This window comes from Cryobacterium breve (genome assembly GCF_027594785.1).
In the GTDB taxonomy this organism is placed as follows: domain Bacteria; phylum Actinomycetota; class Actinomycetes; order Actinomycetales; family Microbacteriaceae; genus Cryobacterium; species Cryobacterium breve_A.
The window spans coordinates 3,853,904-3,870,501 of the sequence record NZ_CP075584.1; the positions used below are offsets into that span (position 1 = coordinate 3,853,904).

The window sequence follows — 16,598 nt, forward strand, 5'->3', positions numbered from 1 at the left end:
CCATGACCGAATCACCCCTGACCGAGGCATCCGCCGTGACGCCTGCCGAGACGCCGACCGAGGCACCGACCAGGCCGCTCCGCGTCGTCGCCGTGTCCGGCAGTCTGCACGCACCCTCGAAGACCACGGCGCTCCTCAAGGAGATCCTCGCCTCCGTCGGACGGGAGCTCCCCATCGAGGCGCACCTCATCGGTGTGCACGAGATCGGCGAACGGTTCGCCGGCGCGCTGCGGCGAGACCAGCTCCCCGCGAGCGTGGAGGCCGAACTCGCCCGGATCGAAGGCGCCGACCTGCTCATCGTCGCGAGCCCGGTCTACCGAGCGTCATTCACCGGACTGTTCAAGCACCTCTTCGACTTTGTCGACCAGTACGCCCTCGTCGACAAGCCGGTGCTGCTCGCGGCCACCGGGGGCAGCGACCGCCATGCCCTGATCATCGAGCACCAGCTGCGCCCCCTGTTCGGATTCTTTCAGGCGCTCACCCTCCCGATCGGCGTCTATGCGAAGGACTCCGACTTCACCTCCTATCAGGTGTCTAGTCTCGACCTGCAGGAACGCATCGATCTCGCAGTCACGCGCGCCCTGCCCCTGATCCGCAGCACGCACAAGAGCCTCGAAGCGGCCAGGTGACCCTGGAGCCTGTCACGCTGCTTTACCTTTCATGACCTGCCCGATTCCTGAACCGGGTGGCCCTGACGCTAGATTGCCGGACATGACCTCCACAGCTTCCGGTGCCACCAACGCGCCGCGCCCGTTCCGTCTCGGCTTCCTCGCGTTCGTCGAGCACGGTGGCGTCGCGGGCGCCTCGTCCCAAGGCCTGCAGGACGGCATCGACCTGTTCCGGCACGCGGACGAGCTCGGCTTCGACACTGGGTGGGTGCGGCACCGGCACCTCGAGAAGTATCTTTCTTCTCCGCTCACCTTCCTCTCGGTCGTCGCCCAGCACACCGAGGGCATCAGGCTCGGCACCTCCGTGACCCCGTTGCGGTTCGAGAACCCGGTGCGACTCGCCGAGGAGGCGGCCACCGCCGACCTCCTCACGAAGGGGCGCCTCGAGGTGGGGCTGAGTTCCGGCTACGCCCAGTCGGAGGGCATCTTCGGCCCCGTCTACGGTGCCATCACGGGCTCGCTCCGAGAAGAAGCGGATGCCCGGCTCGCCTCCTTCCGGTCGGCACTCCGCGGCGACACGCTCGCCGTCGCCGACGCGAGCTTCCCCGCCTTCCCGGCAGGCACGCCGCTCACCGCCCAGCCCCTCAGCCCGACCCTCTCCGACCGCCTCTACTACGGCGCAGGCGCAACACCGAGCGCGGTGCGCACCGGCAAGCAGGGTCTCCGCCTGCAGCTCTCGACCCTCAACACGGAACCCAGCGAACTCTCCTTCGAGGAGGCCCAGCTCGAGTCGATCACCGCGTACCGTGCCGCCCACGCCTCGGTCACCGACCGGCCGTCCTACGCACTTGTCGGGCGTCAGGTGCTGCCGATCCTTGGCAAGGACGACGCCGAGGAGTTCGCCTGGCTCATTGAGCGCGACGAGGAGCGGCAGCGCGCATACGGCACCCCGGGAGCCGCCCTGCCGTTCCAGTTCGGCAAGGTGCCCTCCGGCGACCCCGACGACATCATCGAGGCCCTCCTCGCCGATGTCGCCTTCCGCGGTTCCGACGAGCTCGTAATCGCGCTGCCGTTCGACCACCCGCCGGCGGGGCTGCACCGCATCCTCACGGCCGTGGCCGAGCGCATCGCCCCGGCCCTCGGGTGGACGCCCGGCACCACCGCCTGACCCAGGTCGCGATCCCAACTTGGACACCATGACATAGGTCATACTGGACTAATGGTCTTCGACATCATCGTCCTGAGCGCCCTGCGCTCGAGCCCCGCCCACGGGTACGAACTGAAACGCCGTGTGCAGCGGCCGAGCTTCGCAGCGCTGAGCAACAACTCGCTCTACCCTGCCCTGCACCGCTTCGAGAAGGCGGGCGCCGTCACGCACGCCGTCGCCGCCCAGGACGGACGTCCCTCCCGCAAGGTCTACACGATCACCGAGCTCGGTCGCGGACTCTTCCACGATCTCATCTCGACCCTGCCTGACGCCCTCGCTGGCAACGAAGAGGAATTCCTGATCCGGCTTGGCTTCTTCGACGAGGTGTCCTCTCGGGACCGAGCCGCCATTCTGGCGGCCCGCGCGGCGGCCCTCGACGAGAAGATCGCCCAGGTCGCCGCCCTCATCGCGACCCGACCGGAGCGCGAGGGCACGGACTGGCCGAGCGTGAGCATGGAGCACCTGCTGTCGACCCTTCATCACGAGCGGGAATGGGTCACCGGACTGATGGATGACGAAGAGGGCACGGGCCATGTCGACTGAGACCGTTCCGTCCGCCGGAGCAGCGTCCGATCGGGTCGGCCTCGGTGCCGTCGCCCGGTACGGCCTCCTGGTCGGGCCGCTCCTGAGCATGATCGACTCAAGCATTGTCAACGTCGCCGTCCCGGACATCGGCCGGGAACTCAACGCGCCGCTCAACGAGGTGCAATGGGTCGTCAGCGGCTATCTGCTCGCACTCGGTGTCGCTCTCGCGGTCACGGCGTACGCGGCCAAGCGATTCGGCACCATGCGTGTCTACACGATCAGCATGATCCTCTTCGTGCTCGTTTCCGCGGCGTGCGCGGTCGCGCCCGACATCGGCTCCCTCATTGCGTTCCGCGCCGTCCAGGGCTTCGTCGGAGCGCCGCTCGTGCCACTGGCCCTGAGTATCCTGCTCGGCAAGGACGGCATCGGCGGCGGCACCATCCCGATCTCCGCTGCGCTCACGCTCTTCCTCGCGCCCGCGCTCGGGCCGACCCTCGGCGGCCTCCTGATCGGTGCCGGCGGGTGGCGCTGGATCTTCCTGGTCAACGTGCCGGTCGGCATCGTCGGCCTGCTCCTGCTGTTGCGGGTGCCCAAGCACCTGGGCGCCCCGCCGAACGCTTCGATCCGCTTCGACCCGCTCGGGTTCACCCTGCTCGCCGCCGGCCTCACCGGCGCGCTCTTCGGGGCGACCGAGGGTTCAGCCAAGGGCTGGGGCGAACCGATCTCGTACCTGCCGCTCGGAATCGGGATCGTCCTGCTGGTGCTCTACACGTTCTGGGCGCTGCACCGTCCGAATCCGGCGGTCAACGTGCAGATGTTCCGGCATCGAAACTCGGCCGTCGCCCTCGTGCTGCAGGTGCTCTGTTCCGTCGTGGCCTTCGGAACCGTCTTCCTCCTGCCCGTCTTCACGCAGTCCGTGCAAGGCTACTCGGCCATCGCGACGGGACTCGCCCTCCTGCCCCAGGGCATCATCATGGGCGTCGGCACCTACGTCGGCCAGAAGCTCTCCGGGCGCATCTCGCTCAGGCTGCTCGTCGTGTCCGGGTTCCTGATCCTCGCTGCGTCGAGCGTGTTCCTGCTCTTCCTCGAGCAAGGCACCCCGCTCTGGGTGACGGCGCTGATTTTGTCCGGACGCGCCATCGCAATCGGCTTCGTCACGACGCCGCTGCTCATCGCGATGCTCGCACCCCTCCGAGAGGACGAACTGGCCGACGGAAACACCCTGTTCAACATCACCCAGCGGCTGGGCGGATCGATCGGCGTCAGCATCCTCGGGTCCATCGTGGCCGGGGGAGCGACCCTCGAAGCGACCATCGACGCGTTCCACTTCGTCGGAGCCATCCTGATCGGGCTCGCCCTGATCGGGGCGGCCCTGGCCCTCTGGCTGACCCAGGGCAGGGACACGCCCGTGCCGCTCGTCAGCACCGTCGCCGAATAACGTCGGACAGACTGCGTTCAGGTCCTAAATTCAAGATGAGAGACGTAAAATTATGTGAGTAAGTCTCGCATTCCTGTTCGATTCGAGGTAGAATCGGGGTATGGCAGGAGCTTCGGATCCCCAGTCACACACCCCGCAGACGCCCGATTCCGGGGCCGCGGGAGATCAGTCCACCGTTGATGTCGAGTCGGCCCATCCGGTCGCCGTTGCCGAGGGTTTCGAGGGTGCGGAAGGGCTGGCCGGGTCGGTGCCGTCGGTGCATGCGGATGCTGTCGCCCGGCTCGTCGAGGCGCAGGCGGCTCTCGCAGAAGCCCTGGCCGCGATCCCGGTCGGACTGCTCAGTGACACCGAAGCGGTGAAGGCGCTCAGCACTGTGGAGGCGATCGGACGCAACGTTGATGCGGCCCGGGTGAACACCGCCACGGATGTGGACCGGCGGGCCCGGGTGCTCGGCCGGGAGGGTTTGGCGTGGCGCATGGGCTGCCGGGGCCCCTGGGATGTACTCACCCGGGTGACGCGGGTCTCGGCCCGGGAAGTGAAGCGCCGCATCAAGCTCGGGGACGCGGTGTTGCCCCGCCGGGCGGGCCTTGCGATGTTGCCGCCGTTGTTCCCGGTCGTCGGGGCCGCGCTGGCGGCGGGGGATATCGGTGTGGAGGCGGCCGAGCTGATCACCACGGGGCTCGGGGCGGTCAGTCACCGGGCGGTCCCGGCCGAGGTCGAGGTCGCCGAACGGGCCCTGGTCGCCACGGCGGCCGGGTGGATCACGCCCGAGACCGAGATCCTCGCCGGCGCCGGAGTCCCCGCGGCCGCGGACCTGATCCGCGGCATGGTGATGCAATGGCAAGCCATCCTCGACCCCGACGGGATGCTCCCGCAGGAGGATCTCTTTGAGGCGAAGTCGAACATCGGCTTCGGCCAATTGAAGAACGGCCTGTACCCGGTCAAGGGTGGGGTCACACCGGAGCCTGTTCGGGATGATGAACACCCTCTTTGACGCCTTTCTGAGCTTCCATTCCCGGCCCGCGTTCCCCACCGAGGAGGAGCAGGCGCTGATGGACTCCGGGCAGATGATCCCCGGCGCCGAGACCTCTGGCGAGGCTAGTACGGGCCCAGAGCTGGATGTGACCGAGGCCGAACTGCGAGAACGCCGCGCGGACACCCGCACGGGCGGGGAGAAACGCGCCGACATCCTTCGGGCCCTGTTCGAGCACGCCGCCCGGGACGAAGACACCCCGTCGATGGGCGGGTCAGCCCCGACCGTGATGGTTCACGTGAACGCCGCCGACCTCGCGAGCGGCGTCGGCGTCGGGTGGATCGACGGCGTCGAGGCCCCGGTGTCGCTCAAGACCGTGCATCAGCGGATCTGCGACGGCGGCTTCCAAGGCGTCCTGTTCGGGGAGAACAACCAGGTCCTCAAACTCGGTCCAGAGCGACGGTACTTCAACCGGGCGCAGCGCCGGGCGATCACCGCCCGCGACGGCGGCTGCATCATCCCCGGCTGCAAAGCCCCCGCACACTGGGCCGAAGTGCACCACGTGAAGCCGTGGGCGAAGGACGGACCCACCACGGTCGACAACGGTGTCCTACTCTGTTGGTTCCATCACCACACGATCGACACCTCCGGGTGGGAGATCCGCATGGTGAACGGCTCACCACAAGTGCGCGCTCCCGGGCTCATCGATCCCCAGCGACTCTGGCGGCCACCGAACAGGCACCGCGCCCATCAGGTGCTTACCGGGCCACCCAACCGCGACTGACCGGGACTGCGCAGCGGAAGCCCACATGGCTCATCCCCGTGTCGATCGGTGGCGGTCGTCTGGCCGAGGGCCGGTACCGCAGGCAGTAGCTGTTCGCACACAGGAAAGACCCGCCCTTGACGACCTTGCGCGGTACGGCGAACTGGGGCTGAGCCGGATCGAGGCTTTCCTCCTAGGTGCAGCAGCCTGAGCCGGAATCAGCGTTCGTCCGGTTTGTCCACCCCGAATGGGGGAGGTGCTAGTCGACGGCGCGCTCGATCCCAGCCGCGGCATAGATGGCATCGATCGCCGTCATATTCCCGAGGGAATCGTCCCCCTCCGTGAGGAGCGGTTCACCGCTCGCGAGGCCGCGCACGACCGCATCAAGCTGGTGATCGTAGGTCTCGTTGCCGCGCACCGTGAGCCAGCTCTCGATTCCCCGGTTGACCTCGCGGATGCTGTGGCCGCGGGACGGGAAGACCATGTTGTCGACGTGCACGCTGCCCTCGGTTCCGACGATGTCGAACGAGGCGTTGAGGAGAGTGCCTGCGATCATGCTGGACGAGACCCGGGCGGTGACCCCGGAGGGGAACAATAGCGCGGCATCCATGCTCATGTCGGCCCCCAGTGGATTCAGGGTGGCGACGGCGCTCGTGACGAGGGGTTCCTCACCCGTGAGCGCCCGCACCCAGTGCAGCGGGTAGCACCCGAGGTCCATCAACGAGCCACCGCCGAGGGCCGGGATGTGCCGGAGCGACGTCGGGTCGAAGGGGTTGCTGCCGGAGAACTCACCGCGCAGCGATACGAGCTCGCCCAGCCGGCCGGAGGCGACTATGGCGTCGAGTCTCGAGGCTGAGCGGGTGGTACCGGTCGTGGAATGCCTCGATGAGACGCTGGCCGGTCTCGGCGGCCACCCGGCGCATTCGCCCGGCCTCGGTGGCGTTCATCGCGAAGGGCTTTTCACACAGAACGTCTTTGCCGGCCTCGAGCGCTGCAATCGACCACTCGGCGTGCTCGGAGGGCGGCAGCGCGACGTAGACGAGGTCGATATCCGGGTCCGCCAGGAGTGCGCGATAGTCGCCATATGATCGCTCGATGCCGTGTTCCAGTGCGTAGGCGGCGGCAGCGGATGCCCGGCGCGAGGCGACCGCGGCGATCACGACATCGGTGCGTCGCCGCGCCGGCCGGATGATCGCGGCCGGTGCGATGCCTGCGGCACCGAGGATTCCGATCCGGAGCATCAGCGCACCGACCCACGGGCCGCGGCACTGCGACGACTATTTGTTGCGTTTAGGGACATATTCGGGACACTACCATTGAGCAGCGGCCTGCCGCCGCATCTGTCGAAGAAACGAATCGGAGGGTCCCGTGCCTGAACCCGTTTCCCCGGCCGGCCGCCGTCGCCTCGCGGTTCTGGGGTCTCCGATCGGGCACTCACTGTCGCCGGTGCTCCATGCCACGGCCTACGGCCTGCTCGGCGTCCCGTTCGACTATTCCCGGGCCGAGGTCCGCACGGGGGAGTTGACCGCGTGGCTCGCCGCCCTCGACGACAGCTGGCTCGGACTGAGCCTCACGATGCCGCTCAAACGCGAGGTCCTCCCGCTGCTCGACACGACGTCGCCGCTCGTCGACGAACTCGGCGTCGCGAACACCGTGCTGTTCACCACCGACACCGCTACCGGCCGGCGCCGGTTGCACGGCTTCAACACCGACGTCGACGGCATCGTCCGCACGGTGACGGCGCTGGACCCGGCCTCCTCTGCCGTGATCCTCGGTGGCGGAGCGACGGCAGCCTCGGCGCTCTACGCGGCGCACGTGCTCGGCGCGGGGGAGATCACGGTCTACCTGCGCGATCCCGCCAGGGCCGCCGAACTGGTGGCGCTCGGCGACCGGCTCGGGGTCCCCGTGCAGCTTCGGCGGCTCGGCGAGCTCGCCGGCGCCGGACCGCTGCCCTTCGTGATCAGTACGCTACCGGGCGGGGTCGCCGATGGCCTCGACCTCCGGCCAGTGGGTGCCGGTTCCATTCTTTTCGACGTCGCATACGACCCCTGGCCGAGCCCGATAGCCGAGGGCTGGGCTGCCGCAGGCGGCGTCGTCTTCAGCGGCCTCGACATGCTCGTCGAGCAGGCGATCAGCCAGGTGCGCATCTTCACCGGCGGGGAACAGGACGAACCCGTGCCCGGTGAGGCGGGCATCCGTGCTGCCATGCGGGCCGCCGTCGGCCTTTCACCCCACCAGGCACCGGCCCAGGAGTTAGCAGGGGGCGAGGCATCGTGACCGGCACGACGGGGCGCCCCGCGGTGCGGTTGCGCTCGATCGTGCTCGGCGAGGGCAGGCCGCAGATCTGCGTTCCGCTCGTCGGGGCGACGATCGCCGAACTCTCGGCGGCCGCGTCCGGGCTCGTCGCAGGCGACTTCGACCTCGTCGAACTCCGGATCGACTTCTTCTCCGGCTGGGACACGCCGGCGGCGGTCCGGGACGCGATCGCCGTCGTGCGTGCCGCCCTCCCGGAGGAGGTCCCGGTGATCTTCACGTTCCGCACGAAGCGGGAAGGCGGGCAGCGCGACGTGTCCCCGGAGGCCTACGCCGACCTGATCGGGCTGGCGATCACCGCCGGCGTCGATGCGATCGACGTCGAACTCTTCACCGAGCGGGCGGTCCTGCTCGGCATCGTGAGCGCGGCCCACGACGCGGGCGTCGTCGTCGTGATGTCCTCGCACGACTTCGAATCCACACCGCCGCGGGCCGAGATCCTGGCGCGCCTGGCGGAGCAGCAGGAACTCGGGGCGGATGTGCTCAAGCTCGCGGTGATGCCGTCGAACCCGCGCGATGTTCTCACCCTGATGGACGCGACCGCGGAGTTCGTCGCGGAGCAGGCCCGGTGCCCGGTGATCACGATGTCCATGGGCGGACTGGGAGTGGTGTCGAGGCTGGCCGGGGAGACCTTCGGTTCATGTGTCACGTTCGGTTCCGTCGGAGCCCCGAGTGCTCCGGGTCAGATCGAGGCTCGCGAGTTACGGGCCGTCCTGGACCTGGTGCACGCAGCCCGGTGACCGGGCCGGCTGATCCCCGCTAGATCGCCGTGTCGTCGAGCTCGAGAGTCGATTCGCGTTCGCGGAAGATGTTCAGCTGGCGACGCCGGTACTCGGCGAACACGCTGCCCACCTCCGACGGTGCCAGGGGCTGGGCGTTCCCGGTCTCGTCGGCATGCTTCAGATGCTCGGTGTATTCGACGTTCTCGTGTTCGGACTTCTGTGGCAGGTCGGAGGATTCGTGGTTCATGGGGATACCCAATTCTTTCTCTGGGGTGAGTGTGGGGGAGCTGCGGCGGCGAGCAAACCAGGGACAACCGGCAGTGGTGCCAGGCGTTCCTCGTGAGCGCTCTCAGCGCGTGGTGGGGGCCGATGGGCGGCGCAGCGGATGATGTCGCGAACGGACGTGAGGCAAAGCCTGAAGTCGTTCCCGCATCAATGGTCCTTCCGTGATGAAGCGGTTTCTCGAGTGCGGCAGTACGGCGGGTAACCGAACGGCCGACGGGGATCCTGAAGCACTTCATCGGGCGGAGGAGCTTTGGAGGAACGTTATGTGATTCCCTCCGCGATGTCAACGGCCGGATATCGGCGATCCATGAGATATTCCTGAGTACCGCGAAGTTTCAGGCGAGGTCTCCGTCGTGCGGGAATAGGAAACCCCCGATCGCGGTTGGGTACGATATCCATGCAAATGCATTGAAAAACTGCCCGAGAAAATGCAGTGAACACTCAGAGAGGCTGACCATGCAGTTCGGAATCTTTTCGGTCGGAGACCTGACAACCGACCCGACCACCGGCCGTACCCCGACCGAGCAGGAGCGCATCAAGGCGATCCTGACGATCGCCCAGAAGGTCGAGGAAGTCGGCCTCGACGTCTTCGCGCTCGGTGAGCACCACAACCCGCCCTTCGTGCCCTCGAGCCCGACCACCATGCTCGGCTACATCGCGGCCAAGACCGAGCGCATCATCCTCTCCACGGCGACGACCCTGATCACGACGAGTGACCCGGTCAAGATCGCCGAAGACTTCGCCATGCTGCAGCACGTCGCCGACGGCCGGGTCGACCTCACCCTCGGCCGCGGCAACACCGGCCCGGTCTACCCGTGGTTCGGCCAGGACATCCGCCAGGGCATTCCGCTCGCGCTCGAGAACTACGCGCTCCTGCGCCGGCTCTGGACCGAGGAATTCGTGGACTGGGAGGGCCAGTTCCGCACCCCGCTGCAGGGCTTCCAGTCGACTCCCCGCCCCCTCGACGGCGTCGCGCCGTTCGTCTGGCACGGCAGTATCCGCACCCCTGAGATCGCCGAACAGGCCGCGTTCTACGGCGACGGATTCTTCGCCAACCACATCTTCTGGCCGGCCTCGCACACCGCGAAGATGGTCGGCTTCTACCGCCAGCGCTTCGAGCACTACGGCCACGGCACCGCAGAGCAGGCGATCGTCGGACTCGGCGGCCAGGTCTTCATGAGCAAGAACTCGCAGGACGCCGTGAAGCAGTTCCGCCCGTACTTCGACAACGCGCCCGTCTACGGCCATGGCCCGAGCCTCGAGGAGTTCACCTCGCAGACGCCGCTCACCGTCGGCAGCCCGCAGGAAGTCATCGACCGCACGCTCGGCTTCCGGGACTATGTGGGCGACTACCAGCGCCAGCTGTTCCTGATGGACCACGCCGGACTCCCGCTCAAGACCGTGCTCGAGCAGCTCGATCTGCTCGGTGAAGAGGTCGTGCCGGTGCTGCGCCGCGAGTTCGCGAAGAACCGCCCGGCCACGGTACCGGATGCCCCCACCCACGCGTCGCTGGTCGCCGCGGCTGCCGCGGCTGCCACGGCACCCGTCGGCTCTCCGATCGCGGTGGCCTGACCATGACCGAACGCACCCGTACCATCGCCGTCGTCACCGCGGGCCTCAGCCAGCCGTCCTCCACAAGGATGCTCGCCGACCGCCTCGCGGAGGCGACCTCCGCCCGACTGACCGAGAAGGGCATCCCCACCGAGGTCAGGATCTTCGAACTGCGCGATGTCGCCCTCGACGTGATGAACAACATGCTCACCGGATTCCCGAGCCCGAAGCTCGACGCGGTGATCGAAGCCGTGACCGGTGCGGACGGGCTCATCGCGGTCACGCCGATCTTCACGACCAGCGCGAGCGGACTGTTCAAATCGTTCTTCGACGTCATCGACAACCGTTCGCTGACCGACATGCCCACGGTCATCGCAGCGACGGCGGGCACCGCGCGCCATTCCCTGGCCCTCGACTACGCCATCCGCCCGATGTTCACCTACCTGCACGCCGTCGTCGCCACCACCGCGGTGTTCGCGGCTGCGGAGGACTGGGGAAGCGGCGCGGACACGGTCAAGACGCTGCCCGACCGCATCGACAGGGCAGCCGGGGAGCTTGCGGCGCTCATCGCCGCCTCCGACCGCTCCAGGCTCCGTGCGCGACCCGTTCACGATCGACGCATCCTTCAGCCCGACCGGTGGCTTCCAGCCCTCGATCTGACCCGTTCCCTGCGAGAATGGGGGAATGCCCGCACCCACCGCTCTCCCCGCTGACCCCGAGCCTGCTCGCGCAACTCCTGCTCGCCCGTCGCGCGACCGCATTCTTCGCGCACGAGCTCAACGGGCTGTCGAACGTCGACCTCGACGGGGATTCGCTGCTGCCCGGCTGGAGCCGTCGTCACGTGGTCGCGCACGTCGCGTACAACGCGAGGGGCATGGTCCGGCTCGTGACCTGGGCGCGCACCGACGTCGAAACGCCGATGTACGCCTCGAACGAGGCCCGCGACAGCGACATCGCCGCCGGGGCGGAGCTCGACCGCGATGCCCTGCGAACCCTGTTCGACGTCGCGACCATCCAGCTGGACGCCGCGTGGCGCCGGCTCACGCCCGAGACGTGGAGCCACCCGGTCCGGACTCCGAGCGGCCGCGAGATTCCCGTGTCCGAGACCGTGTGGATGCGCAACCAGGAACTCTGGGTGCACACGGTCGACCTCGCGACCGGCGCCGCCTTCGACGACGTGCCGGTCGAGGTGCTCGACCGGCTGCTCGCCGAGATCACCTCGGCGTGGGCTGCGCGGGGCGACGGGGGAGATCTTGTGCTCTCGGTCACCGGAGCCCAGCCCGAGCGCAGGTTCGGCGACCTCCGTTCCGAGCATCCCGTCGTCGTGTCCGGCAGCGTCGCTGGCCTCGTGAAGTGGGCGACCGGGCGGGGCGGTTCGGACGTGACCTCGAGCACCGGGACTCCGGCCGACCCGCCGCGGTGGCTCTGAGCCGCCTGAACGCCTGCGTCGCGTGGGAGACTGGGAGCCGAAACAACGGGGGCAGAGTGTGGACGATCCGCGCGCGAACATGCAGGACAACCGACTGATCGCCCTCGGCGCACCGCGCGCGGACTGGACGAAGACACCCGGGCGTTCGCTGGGATTCTGGATCACCCTCGCCGGCTTCGTCCTCGCGCTCGTGGTCCCGTTCTGGGGAGTCATCGCCGTCTTCGTCGGGTTCGCGTACTCGCTGCGCGCCGCCAGGGTCATGCCCGCAGGCGTCCACGGCCGTGGCCTGGTCCTGTGCGCACTCGGCATCGCGGCAGTGACCGTCGTCGTCGTCGTGGCCCGCGGCATCCTCGGGATCTGACTGCGTTCGCCGACCGCGTAACCGGACGTTTCCCAGCCTGGGGCGGGAATGAAACGAACGGCCCGACGTTGAGTTGAGTCAACAGCACTCAAGTTTCAACATCAGGAGGTCTCGTGCCTACATTCTTCGGCCCCGCCGATTCCGGCAACGGTTCGTTCGACGAGTTCATCGCCCGCTACCTGCAGGGCCAGCAGGGCGCAGCACCGGCAGGACGACCGATTGACATCACCCGGCTGCTCAGCCGCCGCACCCATGAGGTGCTCGCCGAGGCCGCCCAGTATGCCGTCGACCACGGGCACTCCCACGTCGACGTCCTGCACATCCTCCGGGTCCTCGTCCTGCGCGAACCCGCCGCCCAAGCGATCCGGAATGCCGGCGCAGACCCCGCTGCCCTCGCCCTGGCCGCCGAGCAGCGCCTGCCGGAACGTTCCGACCCGACCGGGGACGCGACGCCAGGCCTCACCCCGTCTGCCCAGCGCGCCCTCCTCGACGCGCACCAGATCGCGCGCGCCTTCGGGTCGACGTACATCGACCCCGAGCATCTCTTCTTCGCCTTCGTGGTGAATGAGGACTCCCCGGCCGGCCAGATTCTCGCCTCGGCTGGCATCACCCAGGAATCCCTGCAGGCGGGCGCGCGCGAGCCGCAGGCGGATGCAGCGGGCGGGGCCCCTGGACAGGCATCAGGCCAGGCCTCCGCGTCCGAGACGCCCACGCTCGACACCTACGGCACCGACCTCACGGCCCTGGCCCGCGACGGGAAGCTCGACCCCGTGATCGGCCGTGCAGACGAGATCGAGCAGACGATCGAGATCCTCTCCCGGCGCACCAAGAACAACCCGGTGCTGATCGGCGAGGCGGGCGTCGGCAAGACCGCCGTCGTCGAGGGACTGGCGCAGGCCATCGTCGCGGGAACCGTGCCGGAGCAACTGCGCGGCAAGCGCGTCGTGGCACTCGACCTCGCGGCGATGGTCGCAGGAACCCGGTACCGCGGCGACTTCGAAGAACGCCTCGGCAAGGCCATGGACGAGATCAGCGCCCACAGCGGCGAGCTCGTGATCTTCATCGATGAGCTCCACACCGTCGTCGGCGCCGGCGGATCCGGCGACGGCGGCATGGACGCCGGGAACATCCTCAAGCCCAGGCTCGCGCGCGGCGAACTGCACGTGATCGGTGCCACGACGCTCAAGGAATACCGCAAGGTCGAGAAGGACCCGGCCCTCGAACGCCGTTTCCAGACCGTGCGGGTCGGTGAGCCGAGCATCGACGACGCGGTCAGCATCCTCGCGGGGCTGCGCGGCCGTTACGAAGAGCACCACGGCGTGCGCTACACCGACGAGGCGCTGCGTGCCGCCGTCGAGCTCTCCGCCCGGTACGTGCCAGACCACTTCCTGCCGGACAAGGCCATCGACCTGATCGACCAGGCCGGCGCCCGGCTGCGCCTGACCCTCGGCTCACTGCCCGACCATGACGCCCTCGAGGCCCTGCGTGCGCGCGTGGTGACACTCGAGGAGGCCAAGAGCGCGGCCGTCCTCACCGAGCAGTACGAAGAGGCCTCCCGGCTGCGCGACGAAATCGAGGCGGTGCAGTCGCAGCTGGCGCGCGAGGACGACCCCAAGCAGGCGCTGGCGGTGGAGGCCGTCGTCGGAGAGGCCGAGATCGCCGGCGTCATCGCCCGCGCGACCGGCATCCCCGTCGCGCGCCTCACCGCGGACGACCGGTCCCGCCTCGGCCTGCTCGAGGCCGAGCTGCACGGGCGCGTCGTCGGCCAGGACGACGCCGTCGAGCTCATCGCCAAGGCGGTACGCCGCAACCGCACCGGGATGAACGATGCGGGCCGGCCGGTGGGGAGCTTCCTGTTCCTCGGGCCGACGGGCGTCGGCAAGACCGAACTCGCGAAGGCACTCGCCGAATCCCTGTTCGGCGACGAACACGCGATGGTGCGCTTCGACATGAGCGAGTTCGGCGAACGCCACACCGTGAGCCGGCTCGTCGGGTCCCCTCCCGGCTACGTCGGCTACGACGAGGCCGGGCAGCTGACCGAGCGCGTGCGCAGGAACCCGTACTCGGTGATCCTGCTCGACGAGATCGAGAAGGCCCACCCCGACGTGTTCAACCTGCTGTTGCAGGTGCTCGACGACGGACGTCTGACCGACGGCCAGGGTCGCACCGTCGACTTCCGGAACACGGTCATCATCATGACCTCCAACCTCGGTTCCGAGTTCCTCGCCAGCCGGAGCGGCGCCCTCGGCTTCACCGCCCAGATCGACGGCGGGGCCGACAACGGCTTCGGCTCGGAGAAGGCTCTCCGCGACCGGGTGATGGGCAAGCTCCGCGAGGCCATGCGCCCGGAATTCCTGAACCGGCTCGACGAGATCGTGCTGTTCCGCAAGCTCGAGGCTCCGCAACTGCACGACATCGTGCGGATGCTGCTCGGCGGGACGCGCACCCGGCTCGCCGCCCAGGGCTTCGGCTTCACGGTAACCGAGGAGGCGATCGACTGGATCGCCACGCGGGGATACGAACCCGAGTACGGCGCCCGGCCGCTCCGCAGGGTGATCCAGCGTGAGCTCGACGACAGGATCGCAGACCTGCTCGTCGGCTCCGACCTGCTGGCGAGCACGGGTGTCGAGGTCTCGGTTTCGGAGGGCGCCCTCGTCGTCGCCGCCGCGGCATCCGCGCCGGGGCAGACCCTGCCCATCGCCGCCTAGGGAGTCGCAGCAAGGACTCGCCGCCAGGCTGTTTCAGCCCCTGGCGGCGGTCCCTGCGGCGTTCCCTGCGGCGATCTCTGCGGCGATCTCGGTGTCGGAGCGCGCATTGAACACGCCCCACATGATGTGCGTCGGACCGCTGCCGTCGCTACCGGGGGCGGCAGCCCGCGCTGTCCACCGGTTGACGAGGGCGGCACGGCCGAGGTCCTCGAGGGAATCGGTGATCCTGATCTTCCTGAGCTTTCCTGCCACGACGCTCCCGTCCTCGGCGAGCCGCCAATGGCGATCGCTCGCGAGCACGCGTCCGATCTCTTCCTCGGTGAGCCAGCGCGAAAAACTGCGACCGGGCGGGTCGATGTCGGTGAGTTTCATGCTCGAAACTGTACCCAGCTTTCCGGGCGCCTGATTGAGAACCCGGACTGGTCAATCACAGCAATGACGGCTGTTGGACAGATCAGTGCTCGCGGAGGAGGCTGAAGTCATGGAATACACACACCTCGGTCGTTCTGGTCTGTCCGTCTCCCGCCTGTGCCTCGGCACCATGAACTTCGGGCCGCTCACACCGGAACCGGAGGCGCACTCGATCATGGACTCGGCGCTCGCCTCGGGGATCAACTACTTCGACACGGCGAACGTCTACGGTGGCGACCTCGGGCCAGGGGCCACCGAGTCCCTCGTCGGCCGGTGGTTCGCGGGCGGCGGCGAGCGCAGGGAGCGAACCGTGCTCGCCACCAAGCTCTACGGGACGACCTCGGACTGGCCGAACAACGGCCGGCTCTCGGCCCTCAACATCCGCCGTGCCCTCGATGCGAGCCTCCGCCGGTTGCAGACGGACTACATCGACGTCTACCAGTTCCACCACATCGACAGGGAAACTCCCTGGGACGAGATCTGGCAGGCCATGGAGACCGCCGTCGCTCAGGGCAAGATCCTCTACGCCGGCAGCAGCAACTTCGCCGGGTGGCACATCGCGACGGCCCAGGCGGAAGCGCGGCGCCGCAATTACACCGGTCTCGTGAGTGAACAGTCGATCTACAACCTCCTCACCAGGGACCTCGAGCTCGAAGTGCTCCCGGCGGCGCGCGCGAACGGGCTCGGCGTGATCGCCTGGTCCCCGTTGCAGGGCGGTCTTCTCGGGGGAGTGCTCGGCAAGGAGCGCGACGGGAAACGGCGCCTCGAGGGCCGATCCGCCGAGACCCTCGCCGCGCACCGACCGGCCATCCAGGCCTTCGAGGACTTCGCCGCAGAGCTGGGACACGAGCCGGGAGACGTGGCGCTGGCCTGGCTCCTGCACCAGCCGGGAGTGACGGCGCCGATCATCGGGCCGCGGACCCAGGCCCAGCTCGACGACGGTCTCCGGGCTCTCGACGTCACCCTCGACGCTGCGGCGCTGGCCCGGCTCGATGAGATCTTCCCCGGGCACAAGCCCGCCCCGGAGGATTACGCCTGGTGACCAGGCACGAACTGGATCCCGAACCGAATCCCGACACGAATACTCCAGCCACCGATAGCACCGTCAACCGCTCGAAGAAGGAAACCATGACGACCCGAACACTGCCGACCCGAATGATCGCCGACCGCGCCGTGAGCACGATTGGACTCGGCGGAATGCCGATGTCGATCGAAGGACGACCGGATGCGGCCAGGTCCGTCGCGACCATCTACGCCGCCCTCGACGAGGGCGTGACCCTTTTTCGACACCGCTGACGCGTACC

Annotated in this window: 19 protein-coding genes and 1 pseudogene; 15 read left to right on the plus strand and 5 right to left on the minus strand. The window is 68.4% G+C overall.

Annotated features, from left to right (window positions below):
- The first annotated feature begins 2 nt into the window (after window positions 1-2).
- From msuE to KIV56_RS18800, 6 genes are all read left to right on the plus strand, one after another.
- Window positions 3-629 carry an FMN reductase gene (gene msuE / locus KIV56_RS18775; RefSeq protein ID WP_281534609.1) on the plus strand — a complete coding sequence of 209 codons (627 nt, stop codon included), beginning with the start codon at window positions 3-5 and terminating at the stop codon, window positions 627-629.
- Window positions 630-711: 82 nt separating this feature from the next.
- Entirely contained in the window at window positions 712-1,776 is a 1,065-nt protein-coding gene (locus KIV56_RS18780) for an LLM class flavin-dependent oxidoreductase (RefSeq protein ID WP_281534610.1), read from the plus strand.
- Between the two features lie 51 nt (window positions 1,777-1,827).
- The gene (locus KIV56_RS18785; protein ID WP_281534611.1) at window positions 1,828-2,358 is read left to right on the plus strand and encodes a PadR family transcriptional regulator; all 531 of its coding nucleotides are present in this window, start codon (window positions 1,828-1,830) and stop codon (window positions 2,356-2,358) included.
- Window positions 2,348-3,778 carry a DHA2 family efflux MFS transporter permease subunit gene (locus KIV56_RS18790; protein ID WP_281534612.1) on the plus strand — a complete coding sequence of 477 codons (1,431 nt, stop codon included), beginning with the start codon at window positions 2,348-2,350 and terminating at the stop codon, window positions 3,776-3,778. The genes KIV56_RS18785 and KIV56_RS18790 overlap by 11 nt, the downstream gene beginning before the upstream one ends.
- A gap of 100 nt (window positions 3,779-3,878) precedes the next feature.
- Window positions 3,879-4,772, plus strand: a complete 894-nt coding sequence (locus KIV56_RS18795; RefSeq protein WP_281534613.1) for a DUF222 domain-containing protein — start codon at window positions 3,879-3,881, stop codon at window positions 4,770-4,772.
- Complete coding sequence (locus KIV56_RS18800; protein WP_281534614.1) at window positions 4,753-5,535, plus strand: HNH endonuclease signature motif containing protein; 783 nt, start codon at window positions 4,753-4,755, stop codon at window positions 5,533-5,535. The genes KIV56_RS18795 and KIV56_RS18800 overlap by 20 nt, the downstream gene beginning before the upstream one ends.
- Here the strand turns inward: KIV56_RS18800 and KIV56_RS18805 are convergent.
- The 3 genes and pseudogenes from KIV56_RS18805 to KIV56_RS18815 all read right to left on the minus strand — a co-directional run.
- Window positions 5,510-5,701 (minus strand): annotated as a pseudogene (locus KIV56_RS18805) (SUMF1/EgtB/PvdO family nonheme iron enzyme); the annotation flags it as partial. The gene KIV56_RS18800 and the pseudogene KIV56_RS18805 sit on opposite strands and share 26 nt — an antisense overlap.
- A gap of 72 nt (window positions 5,702-5,773) precedes the next feature.
- Window positions 5,774-6,349 carry a Gfo/Idh/MocA family protein gene (locus tag KIV56_RS18810; protein WP_348648583.1) on the minus strand — a complete coding sequence of 192 codons (576 nt, stop codon included), beginning with the start codon at window positions 6,347-6,349 and terminating at the stop codon, window positions 5,774-5,776.
- On the minus strand, window positions 6,303-6,755 hold the full coding sequence (locus KIV56_RS18815; RefSeq protein WP_281534615.1) for a Gfo/Idh/MocA family protein: 453 nt from the start codon (window positions 6,753-6,755) through the stop codon (window positions 6,303-6,305). Before KIV56_RS18815 ends, KIV56_RS18810 begins: the two co-directional genes overlap by 47 nt.
- A gap of 127 nt (window positions 6,756-6,882) precedes the next feature.
- On the opposite strand from KIV56_RS18815, the gene KIV56_RS18820 reads away from it, so the two are divergent.
- Together KIV56_RS18820 and aroD are read left to right on the plus strand one after the other, a co-directional pair.
- Window positions 6,883-7,791 (plus strand): shikimate dehydrogenase family protein, encoded by a 909-nt coding sequence (locus KIV56_RS18820; RefSeq protein WP_281534616.1) that lies wholly within the window; start codon window positions 6,883-6,885, stop codon window positions 7,789-7,791.
- Window positions 7,788-8,567, plus strand: a complete 780-nt coding sequence (gene aroD / locus KIV56_RS18825; RefSeq protein ID WP_281534617.1) for a type I 3-dehydroquinate dehydratase — start codon at window positions 7,788-7,790, stop codon at window positions 8,565-8,567. Before KIV56_RS18820 ends, aroD begins: the two co-directional genes overlap by 4 nt.
- Window positions 8,568-8,586: 19 nt before the next feature.
- Here aroD and KIV56_RS18830 read toward each other — a convergent pair whose 3' ends face one another.
- A complete protein-coding gene (locus KIV56_RS18830; RefSeq protein ID WP_281534618.1) occupies window positions 8,587-8,796 on the minus strand; it encodes a hypothetical protein in 210 nt (69 codons plus the stop codon).
- 494 nt (window positions 8,797-9,290) lie between these two features.
- Between KIV56_RS18830 and KIV56_RS18835 the strand changes: the two genes are divergently transcribed.
- The 5 genes from KIV56_RS18835 to KIV56_RS18855 all read left to right on the plus strand — a co-directional run bounded on the left by KIV56_RS18835 (window position 9,291) and on the right by KIV56_RS18855 (window position 14,883).
- Complete coding sequence (locus KIV56_RS18835) at window positions 9,291-10,406, plus strand: LLM class flavin-dependent oxidoreductase (RefSeq protein ID WP_281534619.1); 1,116 nt, start codon at window positions 9,291-9,293, stop codon at window positions 10,404-10,406.
- A 2-nt stretch (window positions 10,407-10,408) separates the two neighbouring features.
- Window positions 10,409-11,098, plus strand: a complete 690-nt coding sequence (locus tag KIV56_RS18840) for an FMN reductase (protein ID WP_281534620.1) — start codon at window positions 10,409-10,411, stop codon at window positions 11,096-11,098.
- A complete protein-coding gene (locus tag KIV56_RS18845) occupies window positions 11,062-11,814 on the plus strand; it encodes a maleylpyruvate isomerase family mycothiol-dependent enzyme (protein ID WP_281534621.1) in 753 nt (250 codons plus the stop codon). The genes KIV56_RS18840 and KIV56_RS18845 overlap by 37 nt, the downstream gene beginning before the upstream one ends.
- Window positions 11,815-11,893: 79 nt before the next feature.
- Complete coding sequence (locus KIV56_RS18850) at window positions 11,894-12,175, plus strand: hypothetical protein (protein WP_281534622.1); 282 nt, start codon at window positions 11,894-11,896, stop codon at window positions 12,173-12,175.
- Window positions 12,176-12,288: 113 nt separating this feature from the next.
- Complete coding sequence (locus tag KIV56_RS18855; protein WP_281534623.1) at window positions 12,289-14,883, plus strand: ATP-dependent Clp protease ATP-binding subunit; 2,595 nt, start codon at window positions 12,289-12,291, stop codon at window positions 14,881-14,883.
- 33 nt (window positions 14,884-14,916) lie between these two features.
- Here the strand turns inward: KIV56_RS18855 and KIV56_RS18860 are convergent, their stop codons facing one another.
- A complete protein-coding gene (locus tag KIV56_RS18860; protein ID WP_281534624.1) occupies window positions 14,917-15,255 on the minus strand; it encodes a hypothetical protein in 339 nt (112 codons plus the stop codon).
- A 109-nt stretch (window positions 15,256-15,364) separates the two neighbouring features.
- On the opposite strand from KIV56_RS18860, the gene KIV56_RS18865 reads away from it, so the two are divergent.
- Together KIV56_RS18865 and KIV56_RS18870 are read left to right on the plus strand one after the other, a co-directional pair.
- Window positions 15,365-16,336 (plus strand): aldo/keto reductase, encoded by a 972-nt coding sequence (locus tag KIV56_RS18865; protein ID WP_281534625.1) that lies wholly within the window; start codon window positions 15,365-15,367, stop codon window positions 16,334-16,336.
- Between the two features lie 86 nt (window positions 16,337-16,422).
- On the plus strand, window positions 16,423-16,590 hold the full coding sequence (locus KIV56_RS18870; protein ID WP_281534626.1) for a hypothetical protein: 168 nt from the start codon (window positions 16,423-16,425) through the stop codon (window positions 16,588-16,590).
- Window positions 16,591-16,598 lie beyond the last annotated feature (8 nt).